Raw genomic sequence first — 12724 nt, forward strand, 5'->3', positions numbered from 1 at the left:
CCGTCGAATTGGACGATTCTGTCAACAATAGTTATTATGACCCATCCAGATAGTGAGAATGTGTCACAGTATGAGTGATCAAGTATGAGTGCGAACGGAGAGTCGCCGTCCGACGAGGGGGCGGCCGACCAGTTCATTAGCGGCGAGACCGAGGGCGGTCCGACGGTCGAGTTCTACGGCGGCCGCGGGATGAGCGCGTTCCCGATCGTGTTCTTCATCCTCTGGGCCATCGTTCAGACCGCGCTCTGGCGAATCGGCGATACCGGCGGCCTCATCGTCGGGATCCTGGTCGGATTGATCCTCGGGATGTTCTTCGTTCGGGGGAACTGGCAGTCCTACGCCAACACGATCTTCGAGGGGATGACCCAGCCCGTCGCGGTGACGGCGATCGTGGCGTGGATCTGGGCCGGCATGTTCGCCCAGCTCCTGCAAGACGGCGGCTTCGTCGGCGGGCTGGTCTGGCTGGCCGACACCGCGGGCGTCGGCGCGGCGTTGTTCCCGGCGATCACGTTCGTCCTCGCCGCCGTCTTCACGACCGGAATCGGGACGGGCTACGGCTCGAGCGTCGCCTTCGTCGGCCTGTTCTTCCCGGCGGGCGTCTTGCTCGGTGCGAACCCCGTCTTGCTGTTCGGCGCGATCCTCTCGGGGGCAATCTTCGGCGACAACCTCGCGCCCGTCAGCGACACGACGATCGTCAGCGCCGTCACGCAGGACGCCGACATCGGCGGCGTCGTCGCCTCGCGGTTCAAGTACGTCATCGTCGCCGCCGTCATCGCCTTCGTCGGCTACGTCGTCGCCGGCGGGATGATGGGGGGCCTCGAGATCGGCGCGGAGGCCCAAGAAATCTTCCTCGAGAGCAGCGAGGCCCTCGGCCTCGTCCACGTGATCTCGATGCTGGCCGTGATCGGCGCGGCCGTCGCCGGCCGCCACATCGTCGAGGCGATCTCGTGGGGGATCGTCATCGCGATTGTCTTCAATCTCGTCTTCGGTCTGGCGAGCCTCGGCGAAATCGTCATGTTCAACGCGCCCGAGGACGCGCCGCTGGCCCCGCCGTTCGAGTCCCTACCGATCCTCACGATCGTCGAGGACCCCGACGCGGTCGGCGTCACCGGGAGCCTGATGGACGGCGTGGCGGGATTCCTCGAACTCTCGATCCTCGTCCTGCTGATCATCGGCGCGGCCCAGATCATGATCCGCGGCGGCGCGTTCGAGGTGCTGCTCGAGTGGTCCATCGAAAACCTCGCGACGAACGTCCGTAACGCCGAACTCACGATGGTCGGCACCGCGGCGCTGATCAATGCGATCATCACGATCAACACCGCCGCCGAGGTCGCGATCGGCCCCTACATCTCGAAGATCGGCGAGCGGTTCAACCTGAACGGCTACCGCCGGGCGAACATCTTGGACGGCCAGACCGCCGCCATGGGCTACATCTTCCCGTGGTCGGGCGGCGTCCTCGCCGCCTACGGGGCGATGCAGCAACTGCCCGGCGACTACGAGTGGTTCGAACAGTCGATGGTCGTTACGCCGATCGACGTCGTCCCGTACGTCTTTCAGGGATGGCTGTTGGTCGCCGTCTTCGTCGTCGCCGCGCTGACCGGCTTCGGCCGCGAGTACGTGACCGACCGCGAGACCGAGGAGGTGGCTCGCGTATGAGCCTCCTCGGAAAGTACTTCAAAGGGTGGCGGTTCCGCACGTCGCGGCCCGCCCTCGAGCGGGGAAGCGAAGTCAACGTCTTCATCGCGGAGTCGAACGGCACGTCGGGCCGCGCCTACATCGGCGACACCGAACTGGTCGTCGAGGGCGCCGGGCCGAACTGCGTCGAGAAGCAAGTGCGGGTCCGCGTCACGGAGTTCGACGAGGTGGCCGCGAGCGGTCGCGGCGAGTTCGTCGAGGTCGTCGGCGAGAGCTCCTACGACGGGTAGCTCATCGCAAAATCCGCGCGATACTTCGTTTTCAGCGATTCGAGAGTCGTCTCACGGCTCGAGCGTAACCGCCTCGTCGGCCGCGTTCCGGAGCGCGTCCGAGCGGCCGTGGGAACCCGGCGCGATCGCGATCGTTTCGATGCCGACGGTGCCCGCGTACTCGAGGACGGGTTTGAAGTCGGTGTCGCGCGAGGCGATCGCGAGCCGATCGATGGTGCCGTCGCTGGCGAGCGCGGTTGCGTCAACGGCGAGTTTGACGTCGACGTCGCCGCTCGTGACGATCACCTCGAAGCCGCGGGCCTCGGCGGCCTGGATGAGACCGGGCGTGGCGTGTTCGTCGAGATAGAGTCGGATAACGCCGACGCGGCCGAGTTCGCGGGCCGCGTCGCGAAGCTCGTCGAGATCCACGTCGAACTCGTCGCGGAAGACGTTCGGCCCGTCGACGAACAGACCCACTGTCGGCTCGGCGCTGGTCTGTGCGTCACCGAGTCGGGCGAGACGGGCGCGAACGCGGTCGAACATACCCGCCTTTTCCGTGGCCGCGAGATAGATGTGACGAAACGCGGCGCGACCGCGACGGTCTCGCGGACGGGACGCGCCCTGCGGTCGGACCACCGGCCGATCGCCGTTGACGCGGATCGGTTATACTCACCGTCTCGCTCGAGTGTGTGGTCTCCTTATACGGCACACAACCCAGTAGTGGAGTCCGGTATCGAAGTGAACGAATCAGTCGCGACGGGTACCGACTCGCCCGTCCGCGAACCGTTCGGGTCGATTTCTGGGAGGCCATCGATCGGTTCGGCCGACGAAAAGACATTACTACTCCGCGGGAGATATCTCGAGTATGCCGCTTCAGACGCCGCCGTTACGTGGGTTACACGACGAGCGCGGAGCGAAGTTCACGGAGTTTGGCGGCTGGGATATGCCGGTCGAGTTCGATTCGATTCAGGCCGAACACGCCGCCGTCCGGGAGGATGTCGGAATCTTCGACGTCTCGCATATGGGCCAGATTCACGTCACCGGGCCTGATGCGACGGCGTTGATGCAGGGGCTGACGTCGAACGACGTCTCCCGGCTCTCCGTCGGCGACTCCCAGTACGCCGCCATCACCGACGAGGACGGGATCATCCTTGACGATACGGTCGTCTATCGGCTCCCCGACGAGCGAGACAATTCGACCTACCTGTTCGTTCCCAACGCCGGCACCGACGAGACGACCCACGAACGGTGGATCAGCTACCGAAACGAGTGGGACCTCGAGGCGACCGTCGATAACCGGACCGACGAGTACGCGATGTTCGCTGTGCAGGGCCCGAACGCCGCGGACAGAGTTGATGGCGTCACCGAGGAGTCGGTGAGCGACCTCGAGCGGTTCGAAGCCCGGTACGCGACGATCGAAGGGAACGACTGCTGGACGGCCCGGACGGGCTACACCGGCGAAGACGGCTTCGAACTGATCGTCCACTGGGCGGCGGCGGAAGAGATCTGGACGGCCCTGGACTGCCAACCCTGCGGACTCGGGGCCCGCGACACGCTCCGCATCGAGGCCGGCTTGCTGCTCGCCGGACAGGACTTCAACCCCGAGTCGAACCCGCGGACGCCCTACGAGGCCGGCATCGGCTTCACCGTCGCGCTCGAGACCGAGTTCGTGGGACGAGACGCCTTAGCGGAGGTCGAGGCGGCGGGCGTCGACGAACGACTCGTCGGCTTCCAGTTGATCGACCGCGGCGTTCCCCGACACGGCTACGACATCACGAACCCCGAGAGCCGGGTCATCGGCACCGTCACCAGCGGCACGATGAGCCCCTCCCTCGAGCGACCGATCGGACTCGGTTACGTCCCGGTCGAGTACGCCGAGCCGGGGACGACGCTGCAGGTGGTCGTCCGTGGGCAGTCGAAGAAAGCAAGAGTTGAAACCACACCCTTCATCGACACAGTACAATGAGCTTCGACGTTCCCGACGATAGACGGTATCTGGAATCGCACGAGTGGGCACTCGAGACAGACGGCGTCGTCCGCGTTGGCATCTCCGACTTCGCACAGGACGAGCTCGGCGACGTGGTCTTCGTCGAACTCCCCGACGAAGGCGACGAACTCGAGGGAGGCGGCGAGTTCGGCGTCGTCGAATCGATCAAGGCCGTCTCCGACCTCTACGCGCCCGTCGGCGGCGAGGTCGTCGCGATCAACGACGACCTGTTCGACGCCCCCGAACTCGTCAACGAGGATCCCTACGGCGAGGGCTGGATGCTCGAGATCGAGGCCGACGACCTCGACGAACTCGAGGACCTCCTCTCCGCCGACGAATACGAGGAGCAGATCGCCTGAACGCGGCTGCGATGGCGGATCCGTTTTAGCGACTATCCCATTCGTCGGGAACGCCAGGTGACGCCCCGAAACCGTCGACTGAGCAGTTGTTCACACGACGGCGTTCCGAGCTACTCGAGCGTCACGAGGTGTTCGAGCACGTCGTCGAGCGGAGCCGAGGTGACGGCCAGCGAGTAGCCGTCGATGCGCGCGAGTTCCCGTGCGTGATCCCAGAGGTCCGCTTCCTCGAGTCCGTGGAGAATAACGGCGTTCGGCGTCGGGTTGATCATCCGGAGGGCGATGCCGACACCCTCCCCGCGCGTGACGTTGGTGAACACGAGCACGCGGCTCGTACTCTGCCCGTAGAGGCGGAAGAACTCCTCGCTCGAGAGGCGGGTAATCGCCTCGATGCTGTCGATGACCGTGTGGCCGCTGACCTGATCGGTGCCGCTCGAGGCGACTTCGGTCGCCTCGAGGTCGTCGTACAGCCGCGTGAGGGGAAGCGAGGTGGCGTACTCCCGGAGGTCGTAGACGATGTCGCTATCGAATCCCGCCGAGAGGACCCGACCGTACTGTCGAATGCGCTCGCCGCCGCGCTGCTCGTCGATCGTGAGTAGCCCCTCGACGAGTCGGCCGACGACGCCGATACCGGGGCTCTCCCGGCGACCGCTCTCGTAGTCGGAGATAACTGACGACGAGACATCGAGTTCGGCCGCGAGATCGGTCTGTGAGACGTTGAAATCCGTGCGCCACTTCCGTAGCGTGGCACCGGGGTCCTCGCTCAACGTGATCTCCCCGGCGATCTTCTCCGCGAGTTCCCGTTTCGGTCCGCGTCCGCTCATACCCGACGGTTGCCCGGTCGGGCCAAGTAGCTACCGGAGACGGGACGGGTCGGCCGCTCGAACAGCGGAGTTGACGACCGATGCCAGTACAGTCCGTCGACACCGTATCGGCTCGAGCACCCAACAGTCAAGCCCCCGCGGTTCGAGTCGGCGGAGTATGCCATCGACCGTGGTCCACGTCGCGTTCGCGGGACTGCTCGGTGTCGCGTTGCTCGGCGACGAGTTCGACACTCGAGCGATCCTACTCGTGATGGGTTGTAGTGCCCTCCTCGATCTGGATACGCTGATCGGGATCGTCGTCCCCGGAACCCACCGCGCGGCGTTGCACAACGTCTGGCTCGTGCTCGTCCCCGCTGCCGTCTTGCTCTGGGACGGCGCGGTCCGCGAGGAGTCGATCGCCCGAAAACGGTGGGGTGAGTCAGCCCCTCGCATCGCGTGGGTGACGCTCGCTGCGTTGTTGTTCGCACACATCCTGTTCGACGCCTTCTTCAACGGCGTCAATCTCCTCTGGCCGGTTCACGACCGGTTCTACGATCTGTCCGGATCGCTGCTCGTGACTGACCAGCGCGGACTCGTCCAGACGTTCGTCGAACTCGATCCCGGGGGCCTCGCCGAGTCGACGGCTCGCGGGACGACCGAAAACACCCACTACAGAACGGGGTTCGATCCCGCGCGAGACGAACCGGCAACGGGCGTCGAGCGGATCTTCCCCATCGCGGCGACCGGCGAACGGTTCGTGCTCACCGTCGCCGGCTTCACGGCAGTTATCGTTCGGATCGCCGAGGACCGATGATCGGACTGAGAGAACGGTTCTCCACTCGGAGACCACGATAGGTATCCTGCTGACCTGAGACCGGGATTGCGACGCTGTCGGTCCCTCGTCCGAGATACCTATTCGGCTTCGCCCTCACTCGAGGACGGCGGCGCTATCGTCTCGACGTGCTCCCGAAGCCACGCCAGAGCGACCTCGACCGTCGCGAGGTCGGTGCTGGAGACGCGAATCCGGCCGGGCCGGTTCTCGCTGCGGGGATAGCTCCCGACCGCGACGTCGAACCGGTCGCTGACTCCCTCGAGGGCCTCGTGGAGCGATCCCTCGGGTGCCGGCGTGTACAGCGTTCGAGCGACCGCATCGCCCTGGAACTCGTCGGCGACCGCCTCGAACATCGCTTTCATCTCGTCGGGGATGCCGGCGAAGACGTAGACGTTCTCGACGATGCAGCCGGGAGCCCACCCCTCGTCGACGACGATCGGCGTCGCGCCCTCGGGGATCGACGCTGCGGCGTCGATGTCGAGCTGGAGGTCGTACTCCTCGACCATCTCGGGGTTCTCGTCGCGGAACGCGGCCGCTTTGTCGACTAACCGCTCTCTGATCTCGCCGTGGACGACGAACTCGCGCTCGAGGCCGTCGGCGACGGCTTCGACGGTCACGTCGTCGGGAGTCCCACCGATACCGCCGGTGACGATCACGGCGTCGAAGGCGTCGCTCCAGCGGTCGACGTACTCCGCGATGAGTGCGCGGTCGTCGGGGATCGTCAGGATCCGCTCCACCGTGCTGCCGCGTTCGGTGATCCGTTCGGCCAGCCACGACGCGTTCGTGTTGGTCGTCGATCCCGCGAGAATTTCGTCGCCGACGGTAACGATCGCGACGTTCATAGACAGTCTTCGAACTCCGGCCAGTTATCGGCACCGGGAGCCGACCGGCGGTCAGCGGTGATCGCACGGCCGTCGTGCGATCGGGTCCGTCGTAGCAGCAGTAGCTACTCGAGGGCTGAGACATCAACTGATGGCCGAGACGCCAACCGATCCTGGAAAACGTGCTCGAGCGCGCTGTGAAACGGGTATCTTACCACGTTACGAGTCTGTGGGTGTGCAAACCGGACGGAGCGAGACTAGTCGCCTCGGAACAACACCTGTCGTCAGTTGACCGGAGCGGTGACTCAGGCGCTGTGATCGGGTCTGACGATCGCGAACCAGAAGTCCTCGATCGAGTGGACGAATTCGACGAACTCGTCGGCTTCCACCGGTTTCCGAATGTACTCGTCCGCTTCGAGACCGTGCGATCGTACGATGTCCTCGCCCATCTCCGAACTCGTGAGGACGACGACGGGAATCTCGCTCAGCGCCGGTTCGTTGTTCAGTTCCGAAAGGACCTTCATGCCGCTTATTCCGGGAAGTTGGGGCTCGAGCAGGATAAGATCCGGCTGTGGTGCGTCGTCGTAGCTGCCGCGTTGATGGACGAAATCGAGCGCGTCCTCCCCATCGGAAACACAGTGAATCGCGTTCACGATTTTCCCCTCCTCGAAATTCTCCTCGAAGAGCCGAACGTCGCCGTGATTCGGCTCAATCAATAGAATGTCGATCACCTCCCCTATCTCAGTATCATCCGTCTCGTCTGCCGAAGCCATACCTGACTATGCAGCCGAAAGGGTAAAACTGCAACTAAACGCCCCTCCAGACTGTTATCTAGCCGTTTCAGTGTCCAACAGCGGTGTGCCCCTCGTTCGGCTGACCAGCCGTCCGTCATCTAGTGGAGTGAGACGGATCCGCTCCGCTCTATCGACGACTATCAGTCACTTGTCCGACGACCAGCCCCTCGAGGCGCTCGATGCGCGTGTCGGTACTGGGAATGGTCTCTGGTGAAACCCGACTCCGTCGGGACGGTTGGTCGTCCAGGGAAGCCCTTAACCTGCGTCCCACGAAATGTACACCGAATGACTTCATCGTCCGGAGCGGATCTCGATCCGTCGGAACGTGCCCATATCCGCCGGCAGGAAGTCGTCGCCGAACTCGGAAAACACGCGCTCGAGACCGACGACCTTGAGGGCCTGCTCCACGAGGCCACCGCTACGATCACCGAAACCCTCGAGACCGAGTTCGCGGCGGTGCTCGAGTCGCTCCCCCTCACCGACGAGTGCGTCCTTCGGCAGGGCGTCGGGTGGCGCGACGACTGCGTCGGGACCGCGACGATATCGACGACTCCCGACTCGCAGGTCAGCCGCGCACTGCGTTCCGAACGACCAATTGTTGCCGACGATCTACGTACCGACGAGCGGTTTTCCGATCCCGACTCCCTCACCGATTACGGCGTCGTCAGCGGAATTGCCGCCCGAATCGGCCCGGCCGAGGAGCCGTGGGGCGTCCTGGCAGTCCACGCGACCGACCGACGGCAGTTCACGGAACGCGACGCGACCCTCGTCCGGAACGTCGCGAATATCCTCGCGATGGCGATCGAGAACGAGCGGACGGAGCGGCGATTCGAGGCGGTTTTCGACGACCCGAACATCCTCGTCGGGCTGCTCGAGCCGGACGGAACGGTGATAGATATCAACCGGACGGCGATGGAGTACATCGACGCCGACCTCGCGGACGTAACCGGCGAGCAGTTCTGGGAGACACCGTGGTGGGGAGACGGCGGCGACGTCCGCTCCGACGTGAAAGCGTGGACCGAGCGAGCAGCGACCGGCGAATACGTCGAGTTCGAGACCGATATTTTCGAACCTGATGGGACGGAACACACGATTAACGGCGTCTTCAGACCCGTTACGAACGACGACGGAGACGTCGTCTCGATCGTCGTCTCCGATCGGGATGTCACCGAACGCAAGGCGCACGAACGGTATCTTCGCGACGCGAAGGCGCAACTCGAGGCCGCGACCGAAGCCGGTGCAGTCGGGACGTGGGAGTGGCAGATCCCCGAAAATCTGATGACTGTGGGGACGTCGTTCGCCGAAACGTTCGGTATCGATCCCGTCGACGCGCGTGACGGCGTTCCGCTCGAGTGGTTCATCGATGCGATTCACGAGGACGATCGCGACCGCGTCGAAGCGGCGATCGAGGACGCCGTCGAACGCTGCGGTGAGTACGAGGCGGAGTATCGCGTCTGGAACGCGGACGGCGAACTCCGGTGGGTCGTCGCCCGCGGCCACGTCGAGAGCGACGAGGACGGCAATCCCGTCACGTTCCCCGGCGCGCTCACGGACATCACGGAGCGAAAGCGAGCCGAACTCGAGGTCGAAAAGCAACGGAAAGAGCTCGAGACGCTCTTTCAGGTGTTACCCGTCGGCGCGGTGGTCGCGAACGAGGACGGCTCGCTGCTCAGAGCGAACGACTCCGCGAAGGAGATCTGGGGCGGTGACGTCTTCGACGCGGAATCGATCGCGGAGTACGAGAAGTATTCGGCAGTGTGGGCGGAAACGGGCGAACCGGTCGAGCCCGAGGACTGGACGATGGCGCAGGTACTGCGGGGCGAGGAAGTCGCGGAGCCGAACGTCTACGAGATCGAGACGTTCGACGGTGACCGGCGAATCATTATGGAACACGGGATGCCGGTCAGGGACGACCGCGGGAACGTGAGTCGTGCCGTCGTCACGCTGACCGACATCACCGAACGACGAGAGTTCCAGCGAAAACTCGAAGAAACGGTCGAACAGGTCGAGGAGTCGAACGAGCGACTCGAGCAGTTCGCCTACGCCGCCTCGCACGACTTACAGGAGCCCCTGCGGATGGTGACGAGCTATCTCCAGTTGCTCGAGAGTCAGTACAGTGACGCCTTCGACGAGGACGGTCAGGAGTTCCTCGCATACGCCGTCGACGGTGCCGAGCGCATGCACGAGATGATCGACGGCCTGCTCGAGTACTCCCGCGTCGAGACGCGAGGCGATCCGCTCGAACCGATCGACCTCGAGACCGCGCTCGAGGACGTGATCGACGATCTGCAGTTGCAGATCGAAGAGACCGACGCCGAGATCACGGTCGGCGACCTTCCCGTCGTCGAAGGCGATGCGAGCCAGTTGCGACAGGTCTTCCAGAATCTGCTGGATAACGCGCTCACGTATTACGACGACGACCCGCCCCGGGTTCACGTCGACGCCGAGCGCCGGGGCCGGGAGTGGGTGCTCTCGGTTCGTGACGAGGGGATCGGCATCGACCCCGAGAACCAGGACCGCGTGTTCACCGTCTTCGATCGACTACACAGTCGCGAGGAATACGAGGGGACGGGAATCGGGCTCGCGCTCTGTCAGCGGATCGTCGAACGCCACGGCGGCGAGATCTGGGTCGACTCCGAACCGGGCGACGGAACGACGTTTTCGTTGATGCTTCCGGCCCGAGACGAGTCGTAGCGTTCGAGCTATGAAACCGACCGAAACGGTTCACACCTCGATCGGCCGGCTCTCAGCCCGTGACACTCGCGGACCGCATTGCTCACGGGTCATTTCTCTCCGCTCGCGTCGCCGAAATCGTCACCCCGTTCCAACCTCGTGTTACTCTCCGGTCGCGTGGGGACAGCGCGCGCTACCGCATAGTCAACCCGCTGATATCGTCTCGCGGTCGCCCTTACCCCCGTGTATTGATATCGTTGAACTCGTGCCAGACACCGATTAGCGCGCCGATAAAGAGCAGAACGAGGACGGCGAGACCGACGGTTTCCGTCATGCCGCTCATCTCCGCTACGATATATCCTCCGAGCCACGCGACGATCATGCTGCCGAGGCCGACGACCGCGATGATCAGGATCAGGAGTCGATCAGTGAACTCGCTCATGGAAAAACGTTCATCCCCGACTTCGATAAGCGGCAAGTCTGAATTGGCACCGTTAGCGGAACCACCGCTGAGACGGCCGCGGAGCCACTCGAGATCGTGTCCGCTGTCCCGAGAACTATCGGGCCGCTGAAACCCAATATACACCATCGCACGGTGGCAATACGGCCGGTACGTGATTGGTTCCGTCAGTCGGAGGGACGCACTCCTTCATCGATTCCGCCAACGTATTGGATTTTATATGTTGTCGGTGGCCTCAAATACGAAGCGCTCGTTTGATTGCGTATGAGCGGAACACGGTCCGCGGACGATTCGTCAGTACTCGTCGAACGAACGGCCGGGTTGACGGCGGTACTCGGTCTGTTTATCATGGCGTCGACGATCGTCTTCACGATCTCCGGAACAATGGGGATCCACAACGTCCTCGTCGGCGCTGTGACGGTAATACTCGCCTCGGCTCACGCGTACCGGACCGGCGAAATGCGCTCACCGAGCATCGTCATCGCAGCGATTCTCGCACTGATCGGGATCTGGATTGCGGCGTCGCCGTTCGTGTTCGGCATCGACCGTAGCCTGGTAGTCGGAATCAACGGCATCAGTGGTGCGATCATCGCGATCCTCTCGCTCGTCGGTGCGTACGGGAGCGTTCAAACGTCGAACGCGACCGCAACGAGCGCGTAATCCGAACGCACTCGTTTTCGTCGCCGTTCGGTCACAGCCTCGCTCGAGTGACACCGAAAATCTGCGCTCGAGAGAGAGAGAGCGATGCGGATCACCTCAAAAATAGTCACTTTCGGGCGGCTTTTCCCGCACCCGGTCGTCCGAAGGGCCATGAGCGACAGCGACGTCCACGTGGCAGCACTCTGTGGCAGTCTCCGCGATGACAGCCACACCCGGACTGCACTCGAGGTCACCCTCTCGGCCGCACAACGGGCCGGCGCGACGACCGAGTTACTCGATCTCCGGGAGTACGAGTTACCGATCTTCGACGCGGACCGCGACCGCGAGGATGCGGGCGATGCCGAGGCGCTGGCAGCTCGAGTCCGTGACGCCGATACGATCATCCTCGGCTCGCCGATGTACCACGGGTCGTACGCTTCGCCGCTGAAGACCGCGATCGACTACTGCGGGTTCGACGAGTTCGCGGACGCGACCGTCGGGCTCCTCGCCGTGTCGGGCGGTGCCTTTCCCGTGACGGCTTTGGAACACATGCGATCGGTCTGTCGGGCGCTAAACGCGTGGGTGATCCCCCACGAGGCGGCGATTCCGAACGCGAGCGCCGCGTTCGAGGACGGCGAGTTCGTCGATCCGAAACTCGAGAAACGGATCACGACGCTGGGGCGACGGGCAGTGCAGTACGCGGCGATCGAGCCCGATCCGGACTCCTTCGAGAGCGACCAGAACGTGGGTGCTCAGGGAAAGTAATCGGTCGAGCACCGCTCGAATCATCCGTATCAGGGATCGAGAACCCGCTGAAATCGACGCTGGTGGGCGAGGAAGGTGAAGAGTCCGAAGACGAGCACGCCGATGTGGAGCGCCTCGATCTCGATGACGATCGTCGTGACACCGAGCGCGATCGGTGGGGAGGCGAGCCCCCAGTCGGTGAACCAGGCGGTCGCGAGGAGCGCCGACGCGCCGACGGCCATCAACAGTCCCGGAATCATCGGCGTGAACGTCACGCTCGCGGCCGCGTAGCGCCTGAACACGCGTCTCTCGAGGAGGAACTGTCCGGTGAGGATGCCGGTGAGTACGGCTGTCGCGACGACGATGCCGAGGCCGCCGCCGATCAGTTCGGCCACGAGTAACCAGACGACCCAACCGGACGTGAGCGCGACCGCCACGCTGAGCCGCCGCGGTTCCAGGAAATCGCCGAGATTGTTGACCGTCGCGCCGAAGACGCCCGCCCTGAACAACGACCCACAGAAGAGCAACCCGAGCCCCGCGAGCGCGGTCGACGTCGTCCGCGGGCCGGTGATGAGACCGAACCAGCAGCCGACCGCGAGCGCTTCGACGGACGCGGCCGAGAGCGCTGCGGTGACGCCCATCACGCGCCGCCGCGTCGTCCGGCCGAGAATCCCGGGCTGGCGGAAAACGCTCATGTCCTGACCTCTTTCG

Annotated in this window: 14 protein-coding genes; 8 read left to right on the forward strand and 6 right to left on the reverse strand. The window is 64.2% G+C overall.

Going from position 1 to position 12724, the window contains the following annotated elements; translation table 11 throughout:
* Window positions 1-84: 84 nt before the first annotated feature.
* Complete coding sequence (locus tag HYG81_RS20525; protein ID WP_180841559.1) at window positions 85-1656, forward strand: Na+/H+ antiporter NhaC family protein; 1572 nt, start codon at window positions 85-87, stop codon at window positions 1654-1656.
* Window positions 1653-1925 (forward strand): DUF7513 family protein, encoded by a 273-nt coding sequence (locus HYG81_RS20530; RefSeq protein ID WP_180841560.1) that lies wholly within the window; start codon window positions 1653-1655, stop codon window positions 1923-1925. Before HYG81_RS20525 ends, HYG81_RS20530 begins: the two co-directional genes overlap by 4 nt.
* A 51-nt stretch (window positions 1926-1976) precedes the next feature.
* Here the strand turns inward: HYG81_RS20530 and HYG81_RS20535 are convergent, their stop codons facing one another.
* On the reverse strand, window positions 1977-2447 hold the full coding sequence (locus HYG81_RS20535; RefSeq protein WP_180841561.1) for an NYN domain-containing protein: 471 nt from the start codon (window positions 2445-2447) through the stop codon (window positions 1977-1979).
* Window positions 2448-2769: 322 nt separating this feature from the next.
* Between HYG81_RS20535 and gcvT the strand changes: the two genes are divergently transcribed.
* Both gcvT and gcvH read left to right on the forward strand, forming a co-directional pair.
* Complete coding sequence (gene gcvT / locus HYG81_RS20540; protein ID WP_180841562.1) at window positions 2770-3870, forward strand: glycine cleavage system aminomethyltransferase GcvT; 1101 nt, start codon at window positions 2770-2772, stop codon at window positions 3868-3870.
* Complete coding sequence (gene gcvH / locus HYG81_RS20545) at window positions 3867-4250, forward strand: glycine cleavage system protein GcvH (protein WP_180841563.1); 384 nt, start codon at window positions 3867-3869, stop codon at window positions 4248-4250. The genes gcvT and gcvH overlap by 4 nt, the downstream gene beginning before the upstream one ends.
* A 110-nt stretch (window positions 4251-4360) precedes the next feature.
* On the opposite strand, the gene HYG81_RS20550 is transcribed toward gcvH, so the two are convergent.
* Entirely contained in the window at window positions 4361-5071 is a 711-nt protein-coding gene (locus tag HYG81_RS20550; RefSeq protein ID WP_180841564.1) for a helix-turn-helix domain-containing protein, read from the reverse strand.
* Between the two features lie 157 nt (window positions 5072-5228).
* Between HYG81_RS20550 and HYG81_RS20555 the strand changes: the two genes are divergently transcribed.
* Window positions 5229-5864, forward strand: a complete 636-nt coding sequence (locus HYG81_RS20555; protein ID WP_180841565.1) for a metal-dependent hydrolase — start codon at window positions 5229-5231, stop codon at window positions 5862-5864.
* Window positions 5865-5962: 98 nt separating this feature from the next.
* Here HYG81_RS20555 and HYG81_RS20560 read toward each other — a convergent pair whose 3' ends face one another.
* Both HYG81_RS20560 and HYG81_RS20565 read right to left on the reverse strand, forming a co-directional pair.
* Entirely contained in the window at window positions 5963-6724 is a 762-nt protein-coding gene (locus tag HYG81_RS20560; protein WP_180841566.1) for a competence/damage-inducible protein A, read from the reverse strand.
* 284 nt (window positions 6725-7008) lie between these two features.
* Window positions 7009-7476 (reverse strand): response regulator, encoded by a 468-nt coding sequence (locus tag HYG81_RS20565; protein ID WP_180841567.1) that lies wholly within the window; start codon window positions 7474-7476, stop codon window positions 7009-7011.
* 306 nt (window positions 7477-7782) lie between these two features.
* Between HYG81_RS20565 and HYG81_RS20570 the strand changes: the two genes are divergently transcribed.
* The gene (locus HYG81_RS20570; protein ID WP_180841568.1) at window positions 7783-10191 is read left to right on the forward strand and encodes an ATP-binding protein; all 2409 of its coding nucleotides are present in this window, start codon (window positions 7783-7785) and stop codon (window positions 10189-10191) included.
* Between the two features lie 214 nt (window positions 10192-10405).
* Here HYG81_RS20570 and HYG81_RS20575 read toward each other — a convergent pair whose 3' ends face one another.
* Window positions 10406-10612, reverse strand: a complete 207-nt coding sequence (locus HYG81_RS20575; RefSeq protein ID WP_180841569.1) for a hypothetical protein — start codon at window positions 10610-10612, stop codon at window positions 10406-10408.
* A 282-nt stretch (window positions 10613-10894) separates the two neighbouring features.
* Between HYG81_RS20575 and HYG81_RS20580 the strand changes: the two genes are divergently transcribed.
* On the forward strand, window positions 10895-11290 hold the full coding sequence (locus HYG81_RS20580) for an SPW repeat domain-containing protein (protein WP_180841570.1): 396 nt from the start codon (window positions 10895-10897) through the stop codon (window positions 11288-11290).
* Window positions 11291-11440: 150 nt separating this feature from the next.
* Window positions 11441-12034, forward strand: a complete 594-nt coding sequence (locus HYG81_RS20585; RefSeq protein ID WP_180841571.1) for an NADPH-dependent FMN reductase — start codon at window positions 11441-11443, stop codon at window positions 12032-12034.
* A 29-nt stretch (window positions 12035-12063) separates the two neighbouring features.
* Here HYG81_RS20585 and HYG81_RS20590 read toward each other — a convergent pair whose 3' ends face one another.
* A complete protein-coding gene (locus HYG81_RS20590) occupies window positions 12064-12708 on the reverse strand; it encodes a hypothetical protein (protein WP_180841572.1) in 645 nt (214 codons plus the stop codon).
* Window positions 12709-12724: the final 16 nt, after the last annotated feature.

Origin of the sequence: Natrinema zhouii, assembly GCF_013456555.2 — an archaeon.
GTDB classification, from domain to species: Archaea; Halobacteriota; Halobacteria; order Halobacteriales; family Natrialbaceae; genus Natrinema; species Natrinema zhouii.